This window comes from Streptomyces sp. YIM S03343 (assembly GCF_054729195.1).
This window is the reverse complement of sequence record NZ_JBPUKX010000001.1, coordinates 5435638-5461299: the sequence shown is the minus strand read 5'-3', so window position 1 is coordinate 5461299 and position 25662 is coordinate 5435638. Positions and strand designations below refer to the sequence as shown.

Here is a 25662-nt window from a genome sequence, read left to right as displayed (position 1 = left end):
GCTCACTCCCCCACCGAAGACACGGGAACGACATGCGCGAAACCGCCGTCCACCATCAGATTCGCCACGGTCTCCAACTCCGGCGGGGAACCCGCCAGCCGCGACAGGAAGACATCGAAGTCCTCACCGCACGGCAACAGCAGCCGCTCCACCCGCTCCGCCTGCGACCACCCCGGATCCACGTCCCGTACATCGTCGTAGGCGCAGAACCACACCGAACCGGCGCCCTGCCCGCGCACCTTCACCGCCAGCAGCCCGCCCTGCACAAAACCGATCCCCAGATAATCCTTGGTGAGATGGTCACGCAGGCATTTGTTCACATAGACCAGATCATTGACCGCCGCCTCGTCCCGCACCGTGAAGAACGGCTGGTCCACCAGCAGCCCCAACTCCGCGTACAACGCCGTCCCCACCGGCGCACACCCACCCGCCGCCTTCAGGAACGAACGGTACGGACCCGGCAACCGGTACCCCAGATCCTCCTCCACCCCCTGCACCTGCGACTCCGTCACCGCCACCAACGACTTCGACAACCCGAAATGCGCCGGACGCGTCTCCTGCAACGGCCGCGTACCCCGCTTGAACTGATCCACATTCGCGGTCGCTATCCCACCGTGATGCCGCAGCAGCGCCTTCACATCCACCGGGACCAGCTCGACACGCCGCGAACCCACCACGTGATGCCAGGTCCAGCCGTGCGGCGTCGCCACCTCCGGCACCGTGTCCCACAACTCATGACCCGACGCCGCCAGAGCCGCGTTCGCCGACACATAATCCGTCAGCCGCAGCTCGTCGACCCCGAACCCCTCAGGCGGCTCCGCGATCTCCGCCGCCGCACGCGCATACGGCGAGAAATCCGGGTAACCCCGCTCGTCCACCCGCACACCCCGCGGATGACGGGCCGCCCGGACCGGATCCGGGAAATGCACGACCTGCCCGGCATAGGCCGCGTTCGGCGGCGCGGCTTGCTGCCCGAGCCGACCTGTCGTCATGACGGTTGCCCCCTGCGGCACTCTGTACGGACCGAATTCACCATCCGTAATGACCACCTCTGGCGCACTACGGCCCGTATCGACTGTCTCCAACGCGTTGACCGCGCGGATCGCGGTGCCGACAGCCTATTCGCTACGGCGACACAGGTCACCGGCCCTCCGCTTCCGTGACCTGCCGTCACCTCGCCGTGACAGCCCGCCCAAACCCGGGCGTGTCGCACGGCCCCGGTTACCGCACGAGCCACGCGATTTGGCACCCTGTGGACTCCGGGGCATGCTCGGGAGGGAATGACGATCATGAACGCGACGCAGACGGGAACGCGCACAGGGGCCCCCGAGCCACCGCAGAGCGGCACCTCGGGCACCCCCCGCACGGGCATGCCCGGCGCCCCCCGCACCAGCACCAGCACCACCGCAGACCCGCGCACCGGCGCCACCGGCGACCCCCGCGTCGGCTGGAGCGCCACCGGCCCCCGCACCGCCCCCGCGCTCCACCACCGCCGCGACGGCATACTCCCCACCGTCGCCGCCGCCCTCTCCGTACGCGGCGCCACCCTCACCGGCACCGCCGCCCGCGGCGACCAGCCACCCCAGCTCCACCCCCTCGTCCAGGACTTCCTGGACACCCTCACCAGCGCCCAACGCGACCGCTTCACCGGCCGCTGCGCCGAAACCATCCTCATCTCCCGGCACATCACCACCGCCGACGCCGCCCGCAGCAAACGCGCCGCACGCAAACCCATGACCAACGGCGAAGCCCGCAAGGCCCTCAAACAGGCCAAACTCACCACCCGCCACATCCGCGAGGCCGGCGACCCCCTGCACGGCGGATTCGCCGCCCCCTGCCGCGCCTGCACCGCACTCACCGCCCACTTCGGCGTCCGCGTCGTCGAACCCGCGGCCACAGCCGACTGAACACCCGCCCCCACCCGCACGTACAGGAACACCCAGGTCCGACACAACCCGGTTACGACACAAGCCAGGCACGACGATCGAAGAGCAGATGCACCGCGACCGCACCTCAACCACCCGCTTCCCCGTCCCCGTCGACGCCGCCCTGCGTGCCGCCGGCTGGCAACCCGGACGCTGGGACATACAGCAGGCCGAGAACTGGGCCGACACCCTGCGCGGTCACATCTCACCCGCCGGACATCTGCACGCCGTCTTCCCCGCCGCCGTCGAAGCATGGGCCGAATTCGGCGGACTGCACATCACCCCCACCGGCAACGGCCGCCAGATCGCCCCCACCACCCTCCACCTCGACCCCCTGCACGGCCTCCACCTCGCCCGCACCCTCAGCGACCTCGGCCGCGCCCTCGACACCGAGGTCAGCCCCCTCGGCGCCGAACCCGACACCCACGCCGTACTCGCCATCGACGCCATCGGCCGCGTCTACACCCTCGACCACACCGGCGACTGGTACCTCGGCAACGACATCGACCAAGCCCTCGCGGCCCTCGTCACCGGCACAGAACCAGTACGCCTCACGGCAGGCTGACGCGCCACACCACGGCAGCGCGGCAGGGTGGCAGCGCGGCAGCGCCAAAGGAGTCCGGGCCTACGCCGCCGGAATCACCGCGGACACCCGGAACCCCCCGGCATCCGTCGGCCCCGACACGAACACCCCGCCCAGCGCCAGCACCCGCTCCCGCATCCCGACCAGCCCGTTGCCACCCGACGGCAGCCCCGCCGCGTCCGCCGCCGAAGGCTCCGGCGGCGGCTCGTTCTCCACCTGCATCGCGATCTCGGACACCCGATGCGCCAGCCGTACATACGTCTTGGCACCCGCCGCATGCTTGTGCACGTTCGTCAGCGCCTCCTGCACCACCCGGTACGCCGTCTGCTCGATCTCCCGCGTATACACCCGCGCCTCGCCCTGCACCGACAGATCCACTGTCATCCCCGCCGCCGCGGACTGCCCGACCAACTCGTCCAGCTCCGAGAGACAGGGCCCTTCCTCATGATGGGCGGAATCGGCGGCCGCGGCCGCAGCCGCCCCCACGGCGGCCAGCGGCAACCCGGCCTCCGCCGGAACCCGCCGCCCCCCGACATCCCCACTACCACTGCGCAGCACCCCGAGCATCTCCCGCAACTCGGTCAGCGCCTGCCGCCCCATGTCACCGACCAGAGCGGCATTCTTGACGGCCTTGTCAGGATCCTTCCGAGCGACGGCCTGCAGCGCAGCGGCATGCACCACCATCAAGCTCACCCGATGCGCGACGACGTCATGCATCTCCCGCGCGATACGCGTCCGCTCCTCGTTACGGGCCCACTCGGCCCGCTCCTCCGCCCGCTCCGCAAGCAACTGGAGCTCCCGCTCCAGACTGTCGGCACGCTCCCTGAGGCTCTCCATCAGCCGCCGCCGCGCACCGACGTACAGCCCGAGCAGTACCGGCGGGGCCGTCAGCCCGAGCGAGGTCGTGATCGAGGCGAACGGCACGAACCAGTCCCCGATGGTCCAGTCGCCCCGCGCGATGTCCTGACGCGCCCGCACGAACGTCACGATCATCGTGCCGACCATCGCCATACCGGCCAGCGCCACGATGATCCGCCGGGGCACCTCGGCCGCGGCAAGCGTGTAGAGGCCGACGATGCCCATCAGGAAGCCCATCTGGGCCGGAGTGATGGCGATCGCCACCAGCACCACCGCGATCGGCCACTTCCGCCGGAACAGCAGCACCGAACCCGCGAGCACCCCGAAGACGATCCCGACCGACAGCGGGATCCCCGCGTCACGGGCGAACGGAATGCCCTCCAGACCGCACTCCAGTGCGGACGCCACCGCAAGAGTCCCGTCGAGCACCGCACTGCGCCACCGCGCCCACCACCACGGCCCGGTCAAAGCCGCAGAGTGGTCTGCCCCCGTCGTGGTCATGCGTCCAGCCTACGGGCGCCAGGGGGATCTTTTCCGGTGAGTTTCCCCTACTTCCCTCCACCACATGCCGTAATCGGATCACAACGAAACCCACCGGTATCGCTCGAACTGGTGAACCGCCCTCGTTCACCTACTGAACCCCACATTCCGGCCGGACGGTATGGGTATGGCACAAGCACATCGCACGCGTGCGAAAGACGACGTCAGGGCGAAAGCCAGGGAGCGCCGGCACCAAGGCTGGACGTACGACCAGATCAAGGCGGAGCTGGGCTGCTCGAAGAGCTAGGTCTCGCTGTGGGTACGGGACCTGCCGAAGCCGGAACGCAGGCGCAGCCGCGAGGAAGCGGCAGCGCTCGCCCGCACGGGCTGGGAGGGGAGACTCCGCATCCAGGAGGAGGAGCGACTGAAGACCAAGGAATCGGCACGACAGGCGGTCGGCAGTCTCACCGCCCTCGAACTGTTCTTCGTCGGGGTCAGCCTCTATTGGGCCGAGGGCACCAAGGACAAGGCCTATGCCCGGCGAGAGAGGGTCACCTTCGTGAACAGCGACCCCTCCATGATCAGGGCCTTCCTGGAGTGGCTCGACTTCCTGGACGTCGAGCGGGACCGCCTCCGGTTCAACGTCATGATCCACGAGACTGCCGACGTACCGGCCGCCGAACGGTACTGGGCCGACATCGTCGGCGCCGATCAGGACGCCTTCAACAAGACGACCCTGAAGAAGCACAACCCCAAAACGGTCCGCAAGAACATCGGCGACTCCTACCTCGGCTGCCTGACCATCAGGGTCCTGAAGAGCGCCGACTTGTACCGTCGCATCGAGGGGACTTGGTACGGCATAGTAGGGGCTGCGACTGCGACCGATCCAGAAAATCGGACATAATGCGCTAACCATCCCGGATCGTCTAACGGCAGGACAAATGGTTTTGGTCCATTGAATGAGGGTTCGATTCCTTCTCCGGGAGCACGACAAAAAAGACCGGGCCTCTGACAGCACCGTCAGGGGCCCGCTCTCATGTCCGCCCCCGGCACCCCCGCTATCCTGCGGATGTCCCCCCACACAGCACACCACTCCACAGCCGAAGGGCAACTCCGTGAGCGTCATTCGCCCGGCAGCCGTCGTCGTACTCGCAGCGGGTGAGGGCACCCGTATGAAGTCGGCCACACCGAAGGTCCTGCATGAGATCTGTGGCCGTTCCCTGGTGGGTCATGTGCTCGCCGCGGCCCGTGAGCTGGACCCCGAGCATCTGGTCGTCGTGGTCGGACACGGCAGGGACCAGGTCACCGCGCATCTCGCCGAGGCCGATCCGCAGGCGCGCGCGGTCGTGCAGGCGGAGCAGAACGGCACCGGGCACGCCGTGCGTATCGCGCTGGAGGAGCTGGGCGGTGCCGTCGAGGGGACTGTCGTGGTCGTGTGCGGTGACACCCCGCTGCTGACCGGTGAGACCCTGCGGCAGCTCGCCGGTACGCACCAGGGCGACGGCAACGCGGTGACCGTGCTGACCGCCGAGGTCCCGGACGCCACCGGCTACGGCCGTATCGTCCGCGACGACGCGACAGGTGCCGTCACCGCGATCGTGGAGCACAAGGACGCCACCGAGGAGCAGCGGGCGGTCCGGGAGATCAATTCGGGGGTGTTCGCGTTCGACGGGCGGCTGCTGGCGGACGCGTTGAAGAAGGTGCGGACGGACAACAGTCAGGGTGAGGAGTACCTGACCGATGTCCTCGGGATTCTGGGTGGGGCCGGGTATCGGGTGGGTGCCTCGGTGGCCGGTGATCATCATGAGATCGCCGGGATCAACAACCGGGTGCAGTTGGCCGAGGCGCGGCGGATTCTCAACGACCGGTTGCTGACGCGGGCGATGCTGGACGGGGTCACGGTCGTCGATCCCGCCACGACGTGGGTGGATGTGACGGTGACGTTCGAGCGGGATGCCGTGGTGCATCCGGGGACGCAGCTGCATGGCAGGACGCATGTGGGTGAGGGTGCGGAGGTCGGGCCGAACAGCCGGCTGACGGACACGCTGGTGGATGCGGGGGCGCGGGTGGACAACACGGTGGCCGTGGGGGCGCATGTGGGGCCGCAGGCATCGGTGGGGCCGTTCGCCTATCTGCGGCCGGGGTCGCGGTTGGGGCTGAAGTCGAAGGTGGGGACGTACGTCGAGTTGAAGAACGCGTCGATCGGTACGGGGACGAAGGTTCCGCATCTGTCGTATGTGGGGGACGCGACGATCGGGGAGCACACGAACATCGGTGCGGCGAGTGTGTTTGTGAATTACGACGGGGAGAACAAGCACCACACCACGATCGGGTCGCATTGCCGTACGGGTGCGGACAATATGTTTGTGGCTCCTGTCACGGTGGGGGACGGTGCGTACAGCGCGGCGGGGTCTGTGATCACGAAGGACGTACCGCCCGGTTCGCTGGCTGTGGCCCGTGGTCAGCAGCGGAATATCGAGGGCTGGGTGGCCCGGAAGCGGCCCGGGAGTGCGGCTGCGAAGGCGGCGGAGGCGGCGTCGGGGCAGGGTGGGGGCGAGGACTGAGGGGAAACGCGCACGCCGGACACGGCGTACCGTGATAAGTGCCCATCCGCACCCCACCAGCTGAGACGTCCTCTCGCGCCGAGGAGAGTGGACGTGCGCGCTCGGCTGAACACCCTCTGAGGAGACAGTGCTGTGACCGGGATCAAGACGACCGGCGAGAAGAAGATGATGTTCTTTTCCGGCCGTGCCCACCCCGAGCTTGCTGAGGAGGTAGCTGAGCGGCTGGGCGTCGGGGTCGTCCCGACGAAGGCCTTCGACTTCGCCAACGGTGAGATCTATGTGCGGTACGAGGAGTCGGCGCGTGGTGCCGATTGCTTCCTGATCCAGAGCCACACGGCTCCGATCAACAAGTGGATCATGGAGCAGCTGATCATGATCGACGCGCTGAAGCGTGCGTCGGCTCGTTCGATCACGGTCATCGTGCCCTTCTACGGTTACGCGCGGCAGGACAAGAAGCACCGGGGCCGTGAACCGATCTCGGCGCGTCTGATCGCGGATCTGATGAAGACGGCGGGTGCGGACCGGATCCTGACGGTCGATCTGCACACGGACCAGATCCAGGGCTTCTTCGACGGTCCGGTGGATCATCTGTTCGCGCTGCCGCTGCTGGCGGACTATGTGGGCGGCAAGGTGGACCGCGCGAAGCTGACGGTGGTGTCGCCGGACGCCGGCCGGGTGCGGGTGGCGGACCGCTGGTGCGACCGGCTGGGCGCGCCGCTGGCGATCGTGCACAAGCGGCGTGACAAGGACGTGGCGAACCAGGTGACGGTGCACGAGGTGGTCGGTGAGGTCGAGGGCCGGGTGTGTGTGCTGGTCGACGACATGATCGACACCGGTGGCACGATCTGCGCCGCGGCGGACGCGTTGTTCGCGCACGGTGCGGAGGATGTCATCGTGACGGCGACGCACGGTGTGCTGTCGGGTCCGGCGGCGGACCGGCTGAAGAACTCGCGGGTGAGCGAGTTCATCTTCACGGACACGCTGCCGACGGCGGGTGAGCTGAGCGGTGATCTGGACAAGATCACGGTGCTGTCGATCGCGCCGACGATCGCGAGCGCGGTGCGTGAGGTGTTCGAGGACGGTTCGGTGACGAGCCTGTTCGACGAGCAGTAGTCCGGTAGTTCCGTCACGGACTCCCGGGTGTCCCCGTCTGACCGTTGATCGATTTTTCCGCGGCCTCCCCCTCCGAGTACTCTGTTGCAGTTGCTCGGCGAGGGAGGCCGTGTCCGCGTCCGTGTGGATGTCCATGTGGATGGGGATCTGGTGCTCCGTTATCGACGCGCTCTTCGTAGCAGGCCGTTCGTGGCCGGGTGACCACGTCCGTCCTGAGTTCGTACAGGTCGGATCCCGACTGGTTTTCTACGAGGAGTGAACATGTCCGAGGTGAAGCTGAGCGCCGAGACGCGTACCGAGTTCGGCAAGGGTGCCGCCCGCCGTATCCGCCGTGACAACAAGGTTCCGGGTGTGCTGTACGGCCACGGTTCGGACCCGCTGCACCTGACGCTTCCGGGCCACGACCTGCTGCTGGCGCTGCGTACGCCGAACGTCCTGATCTCCCTGGACATCGACGGCAAGACCAACGAGCTGGCGATCCCGAAGTCGGTGCAGCGCGACCCGATCAAGGGCTTCCTTGAGCACGTGGACCTGCAGCTGGTCAAGCGGGGCGAGAAGGTCACGGTCGAGATCCCGGTGCACACCGAGGGCGAGCTGGCCGCGGGCGGCAACCTGCTGGAGCACGTGCTGAACGCGCTTCCGGTGGAGGCCGAGGCCACCCACATCCCGCAGGCCGTGACGGTGTCCGTGGAGGGTCTGACGGCCGGTGCGTCGGTCCTCGCCAAGGACATCACCCTGCCGTCGGGTGTGTCGCTGGCCGTCGAGGAGGACGCGGTGGTTCTCCAGGTGCTGGCCGCGCAGGCCGAGGAGGCGCCGGAGGGTGCCGAGGGCGAGGCAGAGGTCGCCGAGGCCTGATCCGGGCCCCGTCGTCGTACGTCAGCCGCTGTTCCCGGGTGGGGGCAGCGGCTGGCGCGTGTCCGAGCAGTGCCGTAGTGCCGTAGTAGTTGCGCAGTTGCGCATTTCGAGGAGACATGGACGACGTGAACACGCCTGCCAATGCCCCCTGGCTCGTCGTCGGGCTGGGCAATCCGGGGCCGGAGTACGCGATGAACCGGCACAACGTGGGGTTCATGGTGGCCGATCTGCTGGCGGAGCGGATGGGCGGGAAGTTCAAGCGGGCGGGGAAGGCGCAGGCCCAGGTGGTGGAGGGGCGGATCGGTCCGCCGGGTCCGGGCAGCCGCCGGGTGGTGCTGGTGAAGCCGATGTCGTTCATGAATCTGTCCGGCGGGCCGGTGAACGCGCTGCGGGACTTCTTCAAGGTGCCGGTGGCGAACGTCGTGGCGGTGCACGACGAACTGGACATCGACTACGGGACGCTGCGGCTGAAGCTGGGCGGCGGGGACAACGGGCACAACGGTCTGAAGTCGATCACGAAGGCGCTGGGGGCGGACTATCACCGGGTGCGGTTCGGGATCGGGCGGCCGCCGGGGCGGATGCAGGTGGCGGACTTTGTACTGAAGGACTTCGCGTCGGCCGAGCGCAAGGAGCTGGACTACTTCGTGGACCGGGCGGCGGACGCGGTGGAGTGTCTGGTCGTGGAGGGCCTGGAGCGGGCGCAGAGTACGTACAACTCGTGACTTGTCCGCCCGCCTGTTCCCCTGCGAGTTGACCTGGTGTGCGGCCATGGCCAATGATCCCGGCCATGCCTGCTGCCTCCGCCGCTTCGTCCCGCCCGGGTGCGCGTGCCGCACTGCGGTTCGGGCGGACGGCCGCCATGAGTGTGGTCGCCGCGCTGATCCTGTTCTGCGGGGTGTGGGGGTCGTGGAGTACGGCGCAGTACGTGATGCTGACCAAGGGACGTGAGCGGGGCACGATCGCGGTGACGTCGTGCGACGCGGACACCTGCTGGGGGCCGTACACGCCGTTGACGACGGGTTCGGCGGCCCGGAAGCGAGTGGTGATCGAGAAGTCGGTGGCGGTGCGCAAGGGCCGTACGTACACGGTGGTCGTGAAGCCGGGCACCGGTGACGAGGTGGTCCGCTCGGGCCCGGCCGGGGTCCTGTACGCGTGGGTCCCGATGGGCGGTGCGCTGCTGCTGGCGTCGGTGGTGGTGGCAGGCGGCCTACGCCGCCCACGACTGGCGTGGCTACTGGCCGGGACCGGCGTGGCCTTCCTGACGGCGACTTTCGTGACGCTGTGAACTCCTCCCCGCCGTAGACCTCCTCCCCTCCCCTACGACATGACAGTGCCCCCACGACATGACAGTGCCCCCACGCTCGCAAGATGCCGAGCACGGGGGCAAAGCCGCAGCCGGGGGCAGCCGCAGCCACCCCTGCTGTGGGCCATCGTTCCTCCCCCAAGCTCTTCGAGCAGGGGGGACCCCAGGCGGAACGGGTGGGCACAGCCCCCAGCACCGGGTGCCTCGCAACCCGGTCCAGCCGCTGTCAGCCGAGCACCAGCCGTGCCGACCGGTATCAGCCGGTGTTACGCAGCCCCGCAGCAACCCCGTTGACGGTGAGCAGCAGCGCACGCGAGAGCAGCGGATCCGCCGCCTCCCCAGCAGCCGCCGCATCCCGCTGCCGCTTGAGCAGCGTGACCTGGAGGTACGAGATCGGGTCGAGATAGGCGTCGCGGATACCGAGGGTCTGGCGGAGCCCCGGCGTATGGTCGAGCAGCCCCTTCTCCCCGGTGACCTTGAGCAGCTCCCGCACGGTGAGGTCGTGCTCGGCGCGGATGGTGTCGAAGACGTGGTGCAGTTCCTCGGGGACGAGGGTCTCGACGTAGTGCGCGGCGATCCGCAGATCGGTCTTGGCGAGGGTCATCTCGACGTTGGAGATGAAGTTGCGGAAGAAGTGCCAGCGCTGGTGCATCTCGGCGAGGACGGTGTCGAGGCCGGCCTCGCGCAGTGCGGCAAGTCCGGAGCCGACGCCGAACCAGCCGGGGACGACCTGCCGGGACTGGGTCCAGCCGAACACCCAGGGGATGGCGCGCAGTCCGTCGAGTCCGGCGCCGGAGTCGGGGCGGCGGGAGGGGCGGGAGCCGAGGTAGAGGTCGGCGAGCTGGTCGACGGGGGTGGCGGCGAAGAAGTAGGCGGGCAGGTCTGGGTCTTCGACGAGGTGGCGGTAGGCGGCGTGGGCGGCGTCGGAGACGACGTCCATGGCGGCGTCCCAGCGGGCGAGGGCCTCGTCGGACTGGCGGGGGGCGGTGTGCAGGGCGGATGCCTGGAGGGTGGCGGCGACGGTGAGTTCGAGGTTCTCTCGGGCGAGGGACGGCACGAGGTACTTGTCGGAGATGACCTCGCCCTGTTCGGTGACCTTGATCTCGCCTTCGAGGGTGCCCCAGGGCTGGGCGAGGATGGCGTCGTGGGAGGGGCCGCCGCCGCGGCCGACGGTTCCGCCGCGGCCGTGGAAGAGGCGCAGACGTACGCCGTAGCGGTGGGCGACGTCGCGGAGTCGGCGCTGGGCGCGGTGGATCTCCCACTGGGAGGTGGTGATGCCGCCGAACTTGGAGGAGTCGGAGTAGCCGAGCATGACCTCCTGGACGTCTCCGCGGAGCGCGACGAGGCGCCGGTAGGAGGGGTCGGAGAGCATGTCTTCGAGGATGGTGTCGGCGGCCTTGAGCTCGTCGGTGGTTTCGAGGAGCGGCACGATGCCGATCTTGGCCCAGCCGGCGTGGAGGTCGAGGAGGCCTGCTTCGCGGGCGAGGACGGTGGCGGCGAAGACGTCGTCGGCGCCCTGGCACATGGAGATGATGTACGACTCGATGACCTCGGGTCCGAAGACCTCCAGGGCCCGCTTCACGGTCTCGAAGACACCGAGGGTCCTGGCGCCGGCCGCGTCGACGGGTGCCGGGGTGGAGGCGAGGGGCCGTCGTGAGCGCAGTTCCTTGGCGAGGAGCTTGGCGCGGTAGTCGCGGGGCATGTCGGAGTAGCGCCAGGATTCTTCGCCGAGGCGGTCGAAGAGCTGGCCGAGGGCGTGGTGGTGGGCGTCGGCGTGTTCGCGGACGTCCATGGTGGCGAGCTGGAGGCCGAAGGCGGCGAGGGTGCGGATGGTGCGGTCGAGGCGGCCGTCGGCGAAGAGGCCGGCGCGGTGCTCGCGCAGAGAGGTCTGGAGTATCCGCAGGTCGTGGAGGAGTTCGGCGGTGCCGAGGTAGTCGTGGCCGGGCTCGTGGGGGGTGCCGCCGGCAAGGCGGACCTTGGTGTTGGCGAGCTTCTGGCGGATGCAGGTGGCCTTGAGCCGGTAGGGCTCCTCGGCGTTGAGGCGCTTGTAGCGGGGGCTGATCTCGGGGAGCCGGTCGAGGTCGGCGCGCAGGGAGTCGAGGAGTTCTTCGGTGGCGCCGGAGTAGCGGATGGAGTTGGAGAGCAGGCCGCGCAGTTCGTCGATGGTGGCGAGGGCGTCGTTGATGCCGTGCTCGTGCTGGAGGATCAGGACGTCCCAGGTGACCTCGGGGGTGACGTTGGGGTTGCCGTCGCGGTCGCCGCCGATCCAGGTGCCGAAGGTGAGGGGGCGGGTGGTGTCGGGGATCTTCACCCCGACGCGTTCCAGTTCGTGGGCGAGGTCCTCGAGGACGTCGCCTACGGCGCCGGCGTGGAGTTCGTCGAGGTAGTAGATGGCGTTGCGGGCCTCGTCGACGGGTTCGGGGCGGGCGACGCGGAGTTCGTCGGTCTGCCAGATGAGGTCGATGTTCTCGGCGAGCCGCATGTCGTGGCGGCGGCGGTCGGATTCGAGGACCGGGGTCTCGAGGAGCGCGGCGATGCGGCGGAGCTTGTTGAGGACGGAGCGGCGTGCGGCCTCGGTGGGGTGCGCGGTGAAGACGGGGCGGACGTTGAGGTGCCGGACGGTGAGCTTGAGGTGCTCGGGGTCGGCGTCCTTGAGGCGGTCGGCGGTGCGGGCTAGGAGGCCGCCCTCGGCGGCGCGGCGGGCGCGCAGTTCTCGGCCGCGGTGCACCTGCTCGGTGACGTTGGCGAGGTGGAAGTAGACGGAGAAGGCGCGGACGAGCTTGGCGGCGGTCTCCAGTTCGATGCCGCGCAGCAGTTCGGTGGCGTCCTCGCCGTCCTCGCGGGTGAGGCGGCGGACCTTTTCGACCAGTTCCAGGAGCTCGGGTCCTTCCTGCCTGACGAGGGTCTCGCCGAGGAGGTCGCCCAGCCGCCTGATGTCGGCGCGCAGCTCTGTGCTGGTCGTCGTGGTCTGGTCGTCGGCGCTGCTCACAGGTGCGGCTCCTTGCAGTGGTGAAGCTCGTCTGGAGGGACCCGGGCGTCCCGTCAGGCGGCGGGGGCCGCTTGAAGTCCGGACATCCGGGAAGAATTCAGAGCGGACCGCGCTGTCCGACCGACTCCAAGGATAGGTGTCGATGCGGACGCGCGGGTTCTCGCACCCTTGCCGCGCGGCATCGCGCTGCAATACTTACGACGCCGTAGGTTACGGAAGCGTAGGAACGTGGTACTCGACTCCCGCCGGCGCAGCGCGCAGCGGTGACCTGTTGCCCGATTCAGCCGATCCCAGCCCATCCCGGTCCAAACAACCCAGCCAACCTATGCAACCCATGCAACCCATGCACCTCTCGGCCCCATTCATCTCTCGACCCCACAGGGGACGCCCATGACCACGAGCTCCGATGTGATCGACGACGCCCCGGAGGCGACCGGCGGCGGTGGCGCTGTGCGGCCGTCCGCCACGCTGGGCGGGGAGCAGAAGCGTTCGATCGAGCAGATCATGCTGCTGATCTTCATCATCGTCCCGTTCCTGGCGCTGCTGGCGGCGGTGCCGCTGGCGTGGGGGTGGGGGGTGAGCTGGCTGGACCTCGGTCTGCTGGTGTTCTTCTATTTCCTCGGCTGTCACGGCATCACCATCGGTTTTCACCGTTATTTCACCCATGGTTCGTTCAAGGCGGTGCGTCCGCTGCGGATCGCGCTGGCGGTTGCGGGGTCGATGGCGGTGGAGGGGCCGCTGGTGCGCTGGGTGGCGGATCACCGCAAGCATCACCGGTTCTCGGACGCGGAGGGCGACCCGCACTCGCCGTGGCGCTACGGGGAGACGGTCCCGGCGCTGCTGAAGGGCCTGTGGTGGGCGCACATCGGCTGGATGTTCAAAGAGGAGCAGACGTCTCAGGAGAAGTACGCCCCCGATCTGATCAAGGACCCGGCGATGCGGGCGATCTCCCGCCAGTTCGTGCTGTGGACGGCGGTGTCGCTGGCGGTGCCGCCGCTGGTGGGGGGGCTGGTGACGATGTCGTGGTGGGGCGCGTTCACCGGGTTCTTCTGGGGCTCCCTGGTCCGTGTCGCCCTGCTCCACCACGTCACGTGGTCGATCAACTCGATCTGCCATGCCGTGGGCAAGCGGCCGTTCAAGTCGCGGGACCGTTCGGGCAATGTGTGGTGGCTGGCGGTGCTGTCGTGCGGCGAGTCGTGGCACAACCTGCACCATGCCGACCAGACGTCGGCGCGGCACGGGGTGGAGCGGGGGCAGGTGGACTCCTCGGCGCGGATCATCCGCTGGTTCGAGGCGTTCGGCTGGGCGTACGACGTGCGCTGGCCGTCACGCTCGCGTATCGATTCGCGTCGTAACGGCGGTGAAGACGGCTCCCAGCACCGGAAGGAGGCGGCTGAGGCGGCATGATTGACGCCGTGGCGACCGATTCGAGCACTCCCAGCACCGACAAGCAGCGGCGGGCGCGCCGTACCCGTATGACCGGTGCGGAGCGCCGCCAGCAGTTGCTCGAGATCGGTCGGACGCTGTTCGCGGCGAAGGGTTTCGAGGCGACGTCGGTGGAGGAGATCGCGGCGAAGGCCGGGGTGTCGAAGCCGGTGGTGTACGAGCACTTCGGTGGCAAGGAGGGCCTGTACGCGGTGGTCGTGGACCGGGAGATGCGCCGTCTCCTGGACATGGTGACCAGTTCTCTGACCGCCGGCCATCCCCGTGAGCTGTGCGAGCAGGCGGCGTTCGCGCTGCTCGACTACATCGAGGAGTACACGGACGGCTTCCGCATCCTGGTCCGGGACTCTCCCATCCCGCAGTCGACGGGTTCCTTCGCCTCCCTGATCTCGGACATCGCCACGCAGGTCGAGGACATCCTGGGCCGCGAGTTCAAGAGCCGCGGCTTCGACCCGAAGCTGGCCCCGCTGTACGCCCAGGCCCTGGTCGGCATGGTCGCCCTGACCGGCCAGTGGTGGCTGGACGTCCGCCGCCCGAAGAAGGCGGAGGTGGCGGCCCACCTGGTCAACCTGGCCTGGCACGGCCTGGACGGCCTGGAGCAGAAGCCGCGGCTGATAGGGCACCGGAAGAACTGACGGGAGCCACCCGAATCAGTGACATCAATGGACCACAAGAGGCATCTTGTGCAACCATCGGTTCATGACCGAGATCACGATCAGCGCGGCCCGTTCCCAGCTCGGCGACCTGGTCCGGCGCGCGGCTCACAGCCGCGAGACCATCGCCCTCACCGACCATGGGCACGTCGCGGCGCTCCTGGTCTCTCCTCAAGTGATAGAGGATCTCGAGGACGCTCTGGCCGTCGCCGACTACCAGCGACGCAAGGCAGAGGGGTCATTGGGCAAGGCGATCCCCATGGCCGAAGTGCGCAAGCGGTTGGGGCTCGAGAAGCAGTGACCTACGAGATCGTCTTCGAACCACACGCCGTCGACGCCGCGACACGTTTCCTGAAAGAGGACCCCACCGGCCTCGCCATGGTCCTGGACGCAATCGACGGGCTTGCCCACGATCCCCGCCCAGCGGGGTCGACACCGTACGGCCCCGATATCCGCCGCCTGCGCGTCGGCGACTACCGCGTTCTGTATGTCATCGACGACAACGTGATCCACGTTCTCGTCACTCATCTGGGCCGGACAGCCTGACCGGTTCCAGGAACTCAAGCCGATTGCCGACCGGGTCCGCGGAGTAGAAGCGGCGGTGGCCGGGGAGGGCGTCGTCCCATGCGACCGGGGCGCCGCTGGCGCTCAGGCGGGCGGCGTACGCCTCGATGCCGGTGACGCGGAGGCCGGGGTGGGCCTTTTCCGCTGGGCGGAAGTCCTGGTCGATCCCTAGATGCAGTTGCACGGGCCCGGCCTGGAACCAGCAGCCGCCGCGCGCAGCGAGCACCGGCGGCCTGGGGATCTCGGTCATGCCGAGGACACCCGCGTAGTAGGCCCGCAGCCGGTCCTCGGAGCCGGGCGGGGCGGCGAGCTGGACGTGGTCGACACCGGTGATCACGTCACGCCCCCTCGGTCGGCCTGGTCGCCACGGTGAACAGGCGGCGGAAGGGCAGGACGGTGCCGTACGGCGTGCTCGGGTATGCGGCCCGCAGGAGGTCGCGGTATTCGGTGAGGAAGGCGTTCCGGGACTCGGGGTCGTCGCCGAGGGCGGTCAGGATCGGGCGCAGGGCGGTGCCCTTGGCCCAGTCGAGGACGGGGTCCGCGCCCTCCAGGACGTGCAGATACGTCGTCTCCCACACGTCCGTCGCGCAGCCGAGCCGGGCGAGCCGGTCGAGGTAGACGGCGGCGGGGTGCACGGAGTCGGTGCGGCGGGGTACGTCGCCGAGGCGGGAGCTCCAGCGCAGGCTGGTGGCGAGTTCGCGCATGAGGGCGTGCAGGGGTGCGTCGATGTTGTGCGGCACCTGGAAGGCGAAGGTGCCGCCGGGTGCGAGGCCGTCGAGCCAGGCGGGGAAGGCGTCGAGGTGACCGTCCACCCAGTGCAGGGCGGCGTTGGAGACGATCAGGTCGTACGTCCCTGTCGGCGTCCAGGTGCGCAGGTCGGCGTCGGCAAAGTCGAGGCGGCCGCCGCCCGGGGTGGGCCCGGCGCGTTCGGTGAGCGCCGTGTCGAGCATCGCGGGCGAGTTGTCGTAGCCGGTGATGAGGGCGGTGGGCCAGCGGTCGGCGAGGAGGGCGGTGACGTTGCCGGGTCCGCAGCCGAGGTCGGCGATGCGGGGCGGGCTGCCGGGCAGGTCGGGGATACGGGCGAGGAGGTCGGCGAAGGGCCGGGCGCGGTGGCCGGCGTGCCGGAGGTACTGGCCGGGATCCCAGGAGGGCGAGGGCGAGGGCGCAGCTGAAGTGGTCATACACACCACCTTCCCCACCCCATCTCTCGAAATCAAGAGACTCGACATCAAGATATTCATCCATCGAGAGAATGCACATCAAGAGACTTCACATCGACACAACCACTACACTGATCTCCATGGAGGACGAGGTCGATCGGCTGGTCGCAGCATGGCGCCGGGAGCGCCCTGACCTCGACGTGGAACCGCTCGAGGTGCTCAGCCGGGTGAGCAGGCTGGCCCGGCACCTCGATCGCGCCCGACGGCTGGCCTTCTCGGAACACGGCCTGGAGCCCTGGGAGTTCGACGTGCTGACCGCGCTGCGGCGCGCGGGTGCGCCGTACCAGCTCTCGCCGGGACAACTGCTGACGCAGACCCTGGTCACCTCGGGCACGATGACGAACCGTATCGACCGGCTGGCCAAGAAGGGCCTGGTGGAGCGGCTGCCCGACCCGAGCGACCGGCGTGGTGTGCTGGTCCGGCTGACGGCGGAGGGGCAGGGGCGGGCGGACGCGGCACTGGCCGGGCTGCTGGAGCAGGAGCGGGCCATCCTCGCGGAGCTGACCCGCGCCCAGCGCGGCGAACTGGCCGGTCTGCTACGCCAGCTGACCGCCCCGTTCGACAACATCCCCGGCTAGATCCACCGGCCCGACCCCGGCCCGCCGGGCGAGCGCGACGGCGGCGAGCGTGGAGTGCACGCCGAGTTTGCCTAGCACGTTCTGCATATGGGTGCGGACGGTGTGCGGGGAGAGGAACAGCCGTTCGGCGACGGCCTTGCGCCCGAGGCCGGCGACCATGCAGCGCAGTACTTCCCGCTCCCTCGGGGTGAGAGACTCCACGAGCCGCTCGCTCTCGGTGCGGTGCTTGCGGGCGGCGGTCAGTTCACGCAGTACGCCGGTGAGCAGGGCGGGCGGCAGATGCGTCTCCTCGCGCAGCACGCCGCGGATGACGTTGAGCAGCCGCGACAGGGAGCAGTCCTTGGCGACCCAGCCGGAGGCACCGGCCTGGAGGGCGAGTGCGGCCCGCCGGGGGTCGTCCTTCTCGGCGAGCACGATGGTCCGCACCGCGGGATGCGCGGACCGCACGCCCGCGACCAGCGATATCCCGTCGACGAGACCGTCCTCACGGACCTCGTGCACGGGCGCGGCGGGCCGTATGCCCGCCCCGCCCACCCCCAGATCGGCGTCGACGAGCAGCACATCGAACCGGCGGCCCTCGGCGGCCCCGCGCTCCAGGCAGCGCAGTGCGGCAGGACCGCTGCCCGCGGCGGACACGTCGACGTCGGGCTCGGCGGCGAGCGCCGCGGCGAGCGACTCGGCGAAGATCCGGTGGTCGTCGACGACCAGGACTCGGATACGAACCATGAAACCCCCTTCCCCGTGCTCCTGGCGGAGCAGGGGAGACACCCCAACGTCGGAGACACCCCATCGTCGATGAACGACAACCGGCGCGGGTACGACCCCCGAAGGGAGCCGCAGCCGCACGGCCGCCGCCGTGCAGAAGCTGCTTCTACCCCCCGATCGGGCGTCGTACCCGACTGTCTCGCCCCCTGAGCGGCGCCGGCCCCCACCGGCGCTGTCCATCAGGGTACGGGCGGGGGCGGGGAGGGGAAGGAAAATTGCAGAACTGGCGGTCCGGCACGTTTATGGTGTGCCGCATGTTCCGTATTGAGGCAGAAGTCGACAACAGGCGGCGCGATCTGCTTCGTTCCCGGTTGCGCGACACCAACACCGAGGCGTCCCCGGTCCTGCGCGCCCTGCGCGGAACTCCGGCCGAGCACGAGGTGCCGCTGCATCTGTGGGCCCTGGACGAGGACGGCACCCTGGCGGGCGGCCTGGTCGGCCACACCTGGACGACCTGGCTGCATGTGGACTACCTCTGGGTCGCCGAGGACCACCGCGACGAGGGCCTGGGCTCCCGCCTCCTGACCCGGGCCGAACACATCGCCCACACCGAACGCACCTGCCACGGCGCCCGCCTGGAAACCTGGGACTTCCAGGCCCCGCACTTCTACCGCCGCCATGGCTACAAGGTCGTCTGCGCCATCCCGGACTACCCGCCGGGCATCACGGAATACACGCTGATCAAGCCGCTGGGCTGACCGCTGATCCAGCCGGTGGGCTGACCGGAGGACACCGGACGCCGCTCACGCCGAGGGCGGCGGGTCGCTTTCTCGACCTTCGCTGATCACGCCTGGAATTATGCCAACCAGCAATAAGTTAACCAGTGAACCATTGGTTACCGTTATCGCATGCCATTCCCCGTCCCCCTTCGTACTGCTGGCGTCTCGGACGCGAGCCCTGTGAGAGAGGCGTCATCGCCATGAGTTCGCCTGAACCGAAGAGAAGAACGGCAATGTCGCCAGGCCTCAAGCAACCCGAGCGCGGGCTCGTGGCAGCACTCCTCGTCATGGCGGCATCGCTGATCTTCATCTCGCTGTTCGACTGGCCGACCTTCTCCGGCTGGGTCTCCTACTACCTCATGTGCACCGTCCCCATCAGCATGGTGATAGGCGTGATCTGGCAGGGCGAGCAACCCGCCTTCATAGCCGCTCAGCGCCAGCCGTTGCGTGGCCTGCTGTTCCTGCTCCTGGCCTTGGCGGTCGGCGCCGTCGTCGCCGCCGTGCACTTCGTCGCTCTCGGCGGTGTCAGCCCGCCCTCGCCGATGCTCCTGCAGAGGATCGTCGCTTCGGTCGTGGTCGTCTTCCTGATGACGATCATGTGGGGAGGATGGCCGTTCGTGCTCATCCGGAACCCGCTGGCCGCCGGATTCGGACTGCTCATCGGCTGCTACCTGCTGAATTACGTGTTGTTCCAGGTCTTCTTCAACTACGAATTCATGAAGGGCAGTTCGCTGTACCACGCTGGACAGGACCCGCACGGCCTGTTCAGCGCCTCAAGCGCGGTGTCCTTCTACGTCACGGTCGGCACCATCATGTTCCTGACGCTCCACTTCGACCTCTGGCCGCTGACTCGCGTCCCGTCCCTGATGAAGCAGCCGGTGCTCGGTCTGGTCTGGTTCACGATCGCCCTGGTGCTCGGCGCTGGCGTCTTCACCCTCGGCACTCAGGTACTCGACATGGCCGGGCCGCAGTACGACACGAAGGTGACGATCCCGTTTATCTTCGGCTCGATCATCGTTCTGAACATATGCGGTGGATCACTGTTCCCGCCGATGACTCAGCCCCTCAAGGGCCTGTGCAGTGCGCTCACCGCCACGGTCACCGGCACTGTCCTGTCCCTCCTCTACGGTCTGCTGGCTCCCGTCGTGACAGGACACCTGCAGGCGGGGCCGCCGGCGTTCGACTTCGAGGTCTGGCTGTCGACCGCTCTGCTCGCGGTGACCTTCCCGTTCCTGACCTTCCACGCGGACTTCTTCTCGATGTGGCCCTTGGCGGAGAGCCGGGAGGACGGGAACGAGGGCGTGGAGCAGTCGACCTGAGGCACGGGCAGCATGGTCAGCCCCGAAGGACTTCCGGAGCCGACCACCTAGCGGGCGCTGCCGATGCCGCGGTCCGTATCAGAGCCCTCCAGCATCAACGTGGTCTCCTCTATGCGGCTGAACCGGCCGTCGGGGGCGAGGTCGGCGAAGACGTAGACCTCCATGGTCACGGTCGAGCCGTCCTTCTTCGTGATGTACACGGTGTGCCGGTCGGCGTACTTGCTGCCCTCGTACAGCTCATCGTGGACCTCCACGCGACCCTCCGCGACAAGGCCGCGCACGTGGGTGATGTGCTCGATGAACGCGGCGCGGTCGTTCCACTGCCCATCGGTGCGCTGCCGGTACTCCGGGGTGAAGTGCCGGTCGGCGGCCTGCTCCACGGTGAGGTCGCGGTTGAAGATCAGGTCGGCGAGGGCGGCCTTGATGCCGGTGCGGGTCATGGAACATCCCTTCGAGGACAAGAACTCCAAGAATGCGTGCGCCGCGCACGCTTCTGCCCGAATGTAGCACTCTCAACGCGTGCGCGGCGCACGCTATTCTTTGGGTGTGAGTGACGACGTAGGTCATGAGATCGCCGACGCGCTGGGCATCCTGTTGCGCCGCACCACCCGCGTGCAGCTGCACAAGAAGCTGACCGAGGGTATGGGCGAGGCGGTGGACGAACTGACGTACCCCGTGCTCAGCGCACTCGCCCGCACCGGACCCCGCAGCGCCGCCGAACTGGCGCCCGACGTCGGCCTCGACCGCTCCGGCGTCACCCGTCGGGCCTCCCGCCTGGAAGCCGCCGGTCTCGTCCGCCGTGAACCGGACCTTTCAGACCGGCGTGCACACCTGCTGGTCCTCACCGAGCAGGGTGAACGCGCGGTGGAAGAGCTGCGCACACGGCTGGCGGCCCACATCACGGCGAGCCTGGCCTCGTGGACGCCGGGCGAGGCCGAGGCGTTCGCCCGAAACCTGCTCCGCTTCACGCTGGAGGGCCCGTTCACCTGACGGGGACGACCCGCGCGAGCGCGCGTGCCACACGGCCTCCAGGCACCCTCGGCCGCGCGCGCGTGGACGGTCCGGCTGTTGTGCGACACCGACACCGCAGAAACTGCGGCCCAGCATCCAGCCGCCTCAACACGGCCGGCGTTCGACTTCGAGGTCTGGCTGTCGACCGCTCTGCTCGCGGTGACCTTCCCGTTCCTGACCTTCCACGCGGACTTCTTCTCGATGTGGCCCTTGGCGGAGAGCCGGGAGGAGAAGAACGAGGTCGTGGAGCAGTTGGCCTGAGGCGGCCCGAGGCAGGCATGCACGGCCGCTGCCGAATCGAGGTCAGCTGTCCTTGTAGCGGGGCAATTCCTTTGGAAAGTCGCGGGGAGCCTTGCATTCGGCCAGTTTGTAGGCGCGTTCGCTGAGCCGGTAAGCGAAGTCGGTCAGGGTTTGGCGCAGCGGTATGCCGTTGGCCTTTGCAGATCCGCTGACCCATGCCTCTCCGACTACGGCGTAGGGCCGGGAGGCGCTGTACTCGGGTACGGCGGGCGGAGAACAAGGGACATAGACCGATGCGGTGTTCTCACCGGAGTCGATCCGCGCCAGGGCTTCTATGCCACCGACGGAGACACGAATAATCCGCTTCGACTCGACGCTCCGATAATATTCGAGCCAACCGTCACGGGAGAGTCGCTGAACACTCGCCCGCCCCGAGAGGGACGAATCGCCACTGGTCGTAACGTGACACCGAAGGTTAAGGCCTGCCCCCACTCCCCGACTTCCCGAACCGCTGTCCGCCGATCGCGCCCCGGGCAAGACTTGCTTGACCGTATCTCGCCCGAGGATGCCATCACACATCTTACTCGGGAGGAGGTAGAGACCCTTGTTCTCAAAAAGCCATCCACCAGCACAGAAAAGCCCGATGACCGCCAGGGAGAGAATGAATATCTTCCCGTTCCAAGAAAAGGAAAATTTCGCTCGACTCTTCTGCGTCTGCTCCATCAGGGACGCTCCTTCGTGTCGCTCAAGTAGTCACTGCTGGCATCCCATCCTTCGTTCACGGCGTTTCGGACGAGATCCTTGATGCCGTCCTGGGGCAGGTTCACATGGTGGCGGGCGAGCGCATCTGCAGCAGACCACTGCGTTTGCTGATTGACCGAATCCCGCATCGCGTACAGATCCTTGGCGCTCGTGTACAGCCCCGCATCCTTGGCCCCCTGCATCTGCTGCCCCTCGATCAGACGGTCGACGGCGCCACCGGCAACGGCTCCGGCCGCTCCTCCGACCACGGATCCCATGACATCTCCCCCGAGGTGTTCGGGGACCTTGAGGCCGGTAAAAGCGATCGTGACCCAGGTCTTGGCGGCATCTCCCTTGGCCTTGAGTGCATCGTTGTAATCCGACTCTCCACCGATCGCCGCCTGGACTTCACCATCTGCGACGGAATGCCCGACGAGCCCCTCGATTGATCCAGCATTTTTGGCGATGCTCTGGATGACCTGATCACGGGAGCCATCGAAGAGGGATGGATCAGAGAGATGCGATTCAAGGAGACTGCCGGTATAAATGCTCTCCCCATAGACAATCCCGGCCCTGCCTGCCGAGTCTGCGGATACCGAGGAAATAAATCTCACGACATCGGGGACTCTCTCGTCACGGAAGGGATCGGAAACTTCGCTGTTCGTAAGGAAGACAGAGGCCGAACCGGGACCGGCCAGGGCCTGGCTGATCTCCGGCATATAGCCCGCCGCCATGTCCCCGAAGCTTTCGCCCAACCCATGGCTGACCAGGTCCGCTCCCCCATCAGGATCTGCCACCGCGTGCATGACGTTGGCCATGATTCCCACCTGTACAGCGCTGTGCGGCGGCGCCGTCGTATTACCGCCGCCGTCGGCGACTCCGGTGACGGCGGCCTCCAGGGCCCGCCCGAGGGACTCTCCTCGGTCCGTGTACCTCGTGGTGGAAAGCATGTGGTCCAGGTCCGACTTGGACTCGAAGGCGTGTGTGGCCGCCTCGGGGTTGTGGGAAAGGCCGTCGAACAGCCCCTCCAACGGGTCACGGCCGTTGCCGTCACCGAAGACGAGGTCCACGGCGTCATAGCCTTTGACCCACAGGGCGTCGGTGTTGGTGTCCCCGGCCCCCTTGTCCGCCTTGAACAGCTTCTCGCGGTAGTCGTCGAGGAACTCGGTGTCGTACTGTCCTTGATGCAGAAGGCTGCTGATCACCTGGGAGCCGAGGGCTCCGACGGGGTTGGGTGAGTCTGCAGCGCGGAAGTTGGTGTTGCGCTCCGCGATGAGGTCCTTCTTCCAGTCGCGCATGGCGTCCGAGTCCGAGAAGGACGCGGCCGCCAGGGTCATGCCCAGATTGGTCTGAAGGTCTTTCATTGTCTTGAGTTCCGCACCTCTGGCTCCGGCATGGGCAGAGGCCATCTCGGTCCAGAACTGGAGCGTTCCCTTGGCCCCGAGACGCGTCGCGAACCGCTCCGCGAACAGCGGGTCGTCGTGGTACTTCTCCATCGTCCGGTTGAAGGCTGCAATGTCGTCGAGGCTCATGTCGCCCGGTTTCCTGGCCATCTTCGCCAGCTTCTCCGCCGCCGCGACGGCGTCGGCCGCCTCGTCCCGGTTGGCGTACGAGGCGTCGTTGAAGCCGTACTCAGCCTGGTCGACGATCAGTCTGAGGGCCTGGTCCGCACTGTTGTCGCTGTTCGTCGCCTTGGTCAGGATGCCCTGGATCTCGGTGCGGAAGGCGTCCACCACCTTCTGGTCCGTCGCCCCGGTCTTCCCACTCGGGTCGGACGCCCAATCGGGCCGGGTGTTCCCGGCGACCGTGAACGCGCCGTCACCTGTGTCGACGACGGTCAGGTGCTGCTCCGCGGCCCGCTTGATCGCGTCGTTCAGCTGAGACCGATAGCCGATGAGTTCGCCACGTGTGTCGCTGAGAATCTTGGTGATGGAGTCGGCCTGAGTGTGCGCGTCGGCGAACTCGGCGGCGGTCTTGGCGATGAACTCCCGGCTGACGGTGGCGTTGACACCCGCCCACCTGGCCTTGTCGGCCTTGGCCTTGAGGTTGTCCTCGGCGTCCTTCTTCAGCTCGGCAAGCTTCTTCGTCATCTGCTCCCAGTCGGTGACCGCTTCACCGAGCTTGCCGAAGTCACCGTGGCGCAGCGCGTCGAGATCCATCCGCGTCAGTGACCCTTCCGGTCGTCGAAACCCTCGTCGAGCGTGGCGATGCCGCTGACCGCGCCGGCGATGTAGGAGTCATCGGCTGCGTGCTGGTTCTTCGTGTACCGAAGGTGGTTGGAGATGTGGGCGCAGGCGTCCAGTAGCGTCTTGGTCTGCTCGCTCCAGCGCTGCGTGACATGTTCCAGCGCGCTTCCCAGGGCAAATCCCTCGCCCTTCAGTCCGCCCGCCGCCGCCTCGGAGGCAACGCGCGCGTGCCCGCTGTAGTCGGTGAAGTGGTCGAACAGATCATGGGCGGCTCTCCCGACGGCTTCGAGATCCTTGTGCCCGACAATGAGGTCGCCCCGCGTGCTGCCGCCTCCCTGGTCCGCCGGGTACTGATTGAGCTGCATCCGTGCGGAATGCCGCTCGGCGGCATGAGCCTTCAGTTGCTCCCACTCTTCCCACGCCATGTCTGGCCTCCCCATGCCTCCTGGCGCACCGTCAGGCACCCCGGTGAACAGCCATGTACCTTACAGGGCGCTTATGACGTGACCGAGGCGGCTCGGCGCTTGCACGTCCGGCGTCGATATGGCGTTCCTGTCAGGTCTCGGACTCCCCTGGCCGGGTGGCGATCTCGGCCCAGACCGTCAGGCCGTCGACCCTGCGGCTGCTCGACAACCCGCGCGAGCGTGTGTGCCACTCGGCCTCCAGGCACCCTCGGCTGCCCGCGCGGGGGTGGTCCGGCTGTTGTGGGACACCGACACCGCGGAAACTGCGGCCCAGCATCCAGCCGACTCCTGTGCAGATCCAGGCCCCGGACCGCGCCGCACCGCACCGGCATCGTGGTGAGATGCGCGTAGGTGCACGGGGAGGTCGGCGTTCTCCCCGCACGGTCACGGTGGGGTGACCGACCCACGGCGACGTCGTTGACCACGGCATCGCGTGCATGCACATCCGACCCCCGAGGATGGAAAGTGAACACTTCTGTAAGGTGGTGTGCATGACGGAGACGACTTACTCGATCGTGGAAGCCCGCGCCCGCCTGGGCGCCATCGCGCGGGAGGTCAGCGCAACCCGTGAACCGGTTGCCATCACCGATCACGGGCAGACCATCGCGATACTGGTCAGTCCTGCTGACGCCCTCGAACTGCAGGAGATGCGGGCCCTGGCTGCCTACCGCGCACGCCAGGACCGGGGCGAGGACGCCGGCCTCCCGCACGATGCGGCGTACCGTCGTGTGTTCGGTGGAGCTGAGGCGTGAGGTACGAGGTCATCTGGGAGCCGGAAGCCCTCACTCAGGCGGAGCGGCTCGCGAAAGGCGACCCGGCCGGGGTACGCCAGGTGTTCACCGCCGTCGACCGCCTCGCCGACGACCCCCGGCCTGACGGCGCATTCGGCAGCGCCGACCTGTTGCGCATCCACGTCGGGGTCTATCGCGTGATGTACGAGATCAGCGACCAGCAGATCCGCGTCAGTGTGATCCACCTCGGACGCGTGCGCTGAGCAGATCGGGTGCTCTGACGGGCCCGGAGTTCCCCGGGCAAGGTCAGGGTCGCTGGAAGCCATCGCCCCCCCTTCACGGCAGAGGAACCGGAGGC

Annotated in this window: 29 protein-coding genes, 1 tRNA gene and 1 pseudogene; 20 read left to right on the top strand and 11 right to left on the bottom strand. The window is 68.0% G+C overall.

All coding sequences use genetic code 11. The features are described from left to right. Positions 1–2: 2 nt before the first annotated feature. The gene (locus tag ACSYGN_RS23960; RefSeq protein WP_460403683.1) at positions 3–992 is read right to left on the bottom strand and encodes an SMI1/KNR4 family protein; all 990 of its coding nucleotides are present in this window, start codon (positions 990–992) and stop codon (positions 3–5) included. Between the two features lie 297 nt (positions 993–1289). On the opposite strand from ACSYGN_RS23960, the gene ACSYGN_RS23955 reads away from it, so the two are divergent. Continuing rightward, positions 1290–1907, top strand: coding sequence for a YwqJ-related putative deaminase (locus ACSYGN_RS23955; RefSeq protein ID WP_460398892.1), 618 nt, complete (start codon positions 1290–1292; stop codon positions 1905–1907). A gap of 88 nt (positions 1908–1995) precedes the next feature. Beyond that, on the top strand, positions 1996–2490 hold the full coding sequence (locus ACSYGN_RS23950) for an SUKH-3 domain-containing protein (RefSeq protein WP_460398890.1): 495 nt from the start codon (positions 1996–1998) through the stop codon (positions 2488–2490). A gap of 60 nt (positions 2491–2550) precedes the next feature. Here the strand turns inward: ACSYGN_RS23950 and ACSYGN_RS23945 are convergent, their stop codons facing one another. Continuing rightward, entirely contained in the window at positions 2551–3867 is a 1317-nt protein-coding gene (locus ACSYGN_RS23945) for a sensor histidine kinase (RefSeq protein ID WP_460398888.1), read from the bottom strand. 181 nt (positions 3868–4048) lie between these two features. Between ACSYGN_RS23945 and ACSYGN_RS23940 the strand changes: the two are divergent. From ACSYGN_RS23940 to ACSYGN_RS23910, 7 genes and pseudogenes are all read left to right on the top strand, one after another. Next, positions 4049–4750: pseudogene (locus ACSYGN_RS23940) on the top strand (hypothetical protein); the annotation flags it as partial. Between the two features lie 11 nt (positions 4751–4761). Further along, positions 4762–4832: transfer RNA gene (locus ACSYGN_RS23935), tRNA-Gln, on the top strand. 129 nt (positions 4833–4961) lie between these two features. Continuing rightward, positions 4962–6410: a bifunctional UDP-N-acetylglucosamine diphosphorylase/glucosamine-1-phosphate N-acetyltransferase GlmU gene (gene glmU, locus ACSYGN_RS23930; RefSeq protein WP_460398886.1), complete on the top strand. Its 1449-nt coding sequence runs from the start codon at positions 4962–4964 to the stop codon at positions 6408–6410. Positions 6411–6542: 132 nt separating this feature from the next. Next, the gene (locus tag ACSYGN_RS23925; RefSeq protein WP_460398885.1) at positions 6543–7523 is read left to right on the top strand and encodes a ribose-phosphate diphosphokinase; all 981 of its coding nucleotides are present in this window, start codon (positions 6543–6545) and stop codon (positions 7521–7523) included. Positions 7524–7784: 261 nt separating this feature from the next. Next, positions 7785–8378: a 50S ribosomal protein L25/general stress protein Ctc gene (locus ACSYGN_RS23920; protein WP_460398883.1), complete on the top strand. Its 594-nt coding sequence runs from the start codon at positions 7785–7787 to the stop codon at positions 8376–8378. Positions 8379–8494: 116 nt separating this feature from the next. After that, positions 8495–9100, top strand: a complete 606-nt coding sequence (pth, locus tag ACSYGN_RS23915) for an aminoacyl-tRNA hydrolase (protein ID WP_460398881.1) — start codon at positions 8495–8497, stop codon at positions 9098–9100. Between the two features lie 53 nt (positions 9101–9153). Next, entirely contained in the window at positions 9154–9663 is a 510-nt protein-coding gene (locus tag ACSYGN_RS23910) for a hypothetical protein (RefSeq protein WP_460398879.1), read from the top strand. A 274-nt stretch (positions 9664–9937) separates the two neighbouring features. Here ACSYGN_RS23910 and ppc read toward each other — a convergent pair whose 3' ends face one another. Beyond that, the gene (gene ppc / locus ACSYGN_RS23905; protein WP_460398877.1) at positions 9938–12670 is read right to left on the bottom strand and encodes a phosphoenolpyruvate carboxylase; all 2733 of its coding nucleotides are present in this window, start codon (positions 12668–12670) and stop codon (positions 9938–9940) included. Between the two features lie 390 nt (positions 12671–13060). Here ppc and ACSYGN_RS23900 point away from each other — a divergent pair, with 390 nt between their 5' ends. From ACSYGN_RS23900 to ACSYGN_RS23885, 4 genes are all read left to right on the top strand, one after another. Next, positions 13061–14077: an acyl-CoA desaturase gene (locus ACSYGN_RS23900; protein WP_460398875.1), complete on the top strand. Its 1017-nt coding sequence runs from the start codon at positions 13061–13063 to the stop codon at positions 14075–14077. After that, the gene (locus tag ACSYGN_RS23895) at positions 14074–14748 is read left to right on the top strand and encodes a TetR family transcriptional regulator (protein WP_460398873.1); all 675 of its coding nucleotides are present in this window, start codon (positions 14074–14076) and stop codon (positions 14746–14748) included. The genes ACSYGN_RS23900 and ACSYGN_RS23895 overlap by 4 nt, the downstream gene beginning before the upstream one ends. Positions 14749–14812: 64 nt before the next feature. Next, the gene (locus ACSYGN_RS23890) at positions 14813–15067 is read left to right on the top strand and encodes a type II toxin-antitoxin system Phd/YefM family antitoxin (protein ID WP_460398871.1); all 255 of its coding nucleotides are present in this window, start codon (positions 14813–14815) and stop codon (positions 15065–15067) included. Continuing rightward, positions 15064–15312 (top strand): type II toxin-antitoxin system RelE family toxin, encoded by a 249-nt coding sequence (locus ACSYGN_RS23885; RefSeq protein WP_460398869.1) that lies wholly within the window; start codon positions 15064–15066, stop codon positions 15310–15312. Before ACSYGN_RS23890 ends, ACSYGN_RS23885 begins: the two co-directional genes overlap by 4 nt. Here the strand turns inward: ACSYGN_RS23885 and ACSYGN_RS23880 are convergent. Both ACSYGN_RS23880 and ACSYGN_RS23875 read right to left on the bottom strand, forming a co-directional pair. Continuing rightward, positions 15287–15667, bottom strand: coding sequence for a VOC family protein (locus tag ACSYGN_RS23880; RefSeq protein ID WP_460398867.1), 381 nt, complete (start codon positions 15665–15667; stop codon positions 15287–15289). The two genes, ACSYGN_RS23885 and ACSYGN_RS23880, sit on opposite strands and share 26 nt — an antisense overlap. 1 nt (position 15668) lies before the next feature. Continuing rightward, on the bottom strand, positions 15669–16511 hold the full coding sequence (locus tag ACSYGN_RS23875) for a trans-aconitate 2-methyltransferase (protein WP_460398865.1): 843 nt from the start codon (positions 16509–16511) through the stop codon (positions 15669–15671). Positions 16512–16630: 119 nt separating this feature from the next. Here ACSYGN_RS23875 and ACSYGN_RS23870 point away from each other — a divergent pair, with 119 nt between their 5' ends. Continuing rightward, the gene (locus tag ACSYGN_RS23870) at positions 16631–17128 is read left to right on the top strand and encodes a MarR family winged helix-turn-helix transcriptional regulator (protein WP_460398863.1); all 498 of its coding nucleotides are present in this window, start codon (positions 16631–16633) and stop codon (positions 17126–17128) included. Here ACSYGN_RS23870 and ACSYGN_RS23865 read toward each other — a convergent pair. Then, positions 17087–17854, bottom strand: coding sequence for a LuxR C-terminal-related transcriptional regulator (locus ACSYGN_RS23865; RefSeq protein WP_460398861.1), 768 nt, complete (start codon positions 17852–17854; stop codon positions 17087–17089). The genes ACSYGN_RS23870 and ACSYGN_RS23865 overlap by 42 nt on opposite strands. A 281-nt stretch (positions 17855–18135) precedes the next feature. On the opposite strand from ACSYGN_RS23865, the gene ACSYGN_RS23860 reads away from it, so the two are divergent. Together ACSYGN_RS23860 and ACSYGN_RS23855 are read left to right on the top strand one after the other, a co-directional pair. Continuing rightward, positions 18136–18591 carry a GNAT family N-acetyltransferase gene (locus ACSYGN_RS23860; protein ID WP_460403681.1) on the top strand — a complete coding sequence of 152 codons (456 nt, stop codon included), beginning with the start codon at positions 18136–18138 and terminating at the stop codon, positions 18589–18591. Between the two features lie 254 nt (positions 18592–18845). Then, a complete protein-coding gene (locus tag ACSYGN_RS23855) occupies positions 18846–19931 on the top strand; it encodes a hypothetical protein (protein WP_460398859.1) in 1086 nt (361 codons plus the stop codon). Positions 19932–19978: 47 nt separating this feature from the next. Here the strand turns inward: ACSYGN_RS23855 and ACSYGN_RS23850 are convergent, their stop codons facing one another. Then, entirely contained in the window at positions 19979–20371 is a 393-nt protein-coding gene (locus ACSYGN_RS23850; protein WP_460398857.1) for a nuclear transport factor 2 family protein, read from the bottom strand. A gap of 106 nt (positions 20372–20477) precedes the next feature. Here ACSYGN_RS23850 and ACSYGN_RS23845 point away from each other — a divergent pair, with 106 nt between their 5' ends. Together ACSYGN_RS23845 and ACSYGN_RS23840 are read left to right on the top strand one after the other, a co-directional pair. Continuing rightward, a complete protein-coding gene (locus ACSYGN_RS23845; RefSeq protein WP_460398855.1) occupies positions 20478–20921 on the top strand; it encodes a MarR family winged helix-turn-helix transcriptional regulator in 444 nt (147 codons plus the stop codon). Between the two features lie 78 nt (positions 20922–20999). Further along, positions 21000–21203: a hypothetical protein gene (locus ACSYGN_RS23840; protein WP_460398853.1), complete on the top strand. Its 204-nt coding sequence runs from the start codon at positions 21000–21002 to the stop codon at positions 21201–21203. A gap of 42 nt (positions 21204–21245) precedes the next feature. Here the strand turns inward: ACSYGN_RS23840 and ACSYGN_RS23835 are convergent, their stop codons facing one another. The 4 genes from ACSYGN_RS23835 to ACSYGN_RS23820 form a co-directional block, all read right to left on the bottom strand. After that, positions 21246–21905 carry a hypothetical protein gene (locus ACSYGN_RS23835; RefSeq protein WP_460398851.1) on the bottom strand — a complete coding sequence of 220 codons (660 nt, stop codon included), beginning with the start codon at positions 21903–21905 and terminating at the stop codon, positions 21246–21248. Beyond that, positions 21905–24082, bottom strand: coding sequence for a hypothetical protein (locus ACSYGN_RS23830; protein ID WP_460398849.1), 2178 nt, complete (start codon positions 24080–24082; stop codon positions 21905–21907). Before ACSYGN_RS23830 ends, ACSYGN_RS23835 begins: the two co-directional genes overlap by 1 nt. Before the next feature lie 5 nt (positions 24083–24087). After that, entirely contained in the window at positions 24088–24534 is a 447-nt protein-coding gene (locus ACSYGN_RS23825) for a hypothetical protein (protein WP_460398847.1), read from the bottom strand. 130 nt (positions 24535–24664) lie between these two features. Continuing rightward, entirely contained in the window at positions 24665–24850 is a 186-nt protein-coding gene (locus ACSYGN_RS23820) for a hypothetical protein (protein ID WP_460398845.1), read from the bottom strand. 214 nt (positions 24851–25064) lie between these two features. Here ACSYGN_RS23820 and ACSYGN_RS23815 point away from each other — a divergent pair, with 214 nt between their 5' ends. After that, positions 25065–25325 carry a type II toxin-antitoxin system Phd/YefM family antitoxin gene (locus ACSYGN_RS23815; protein ID WP_460398843.1) on the top strand — a complete coding sequence of 87 codons (261 nt, stop codon included), beginning with the start codon at positions 25065–25067 and terminating at the stop codon, positions 25323–25325. Further along, positions 25322–25567 carry a type II toxin-antitoxin system RelE family toxin gene (locus tag ACSYGN_RS23810; RefSeq protein WP_460398841.1) on the top strand — a complete coding sequence of 82 codons (246 nt, stop codon included), beginning with the start codon at positions 25322–25324 and terminating at the stop codon, positions 25565–25567. Before ACSYGN_RS23815 ends, ACSYGN_RS23810 begins: the two co-directional genes overlap by 4 nt. Positions 25568–25662: the final 95 nt, after the last annotated feature.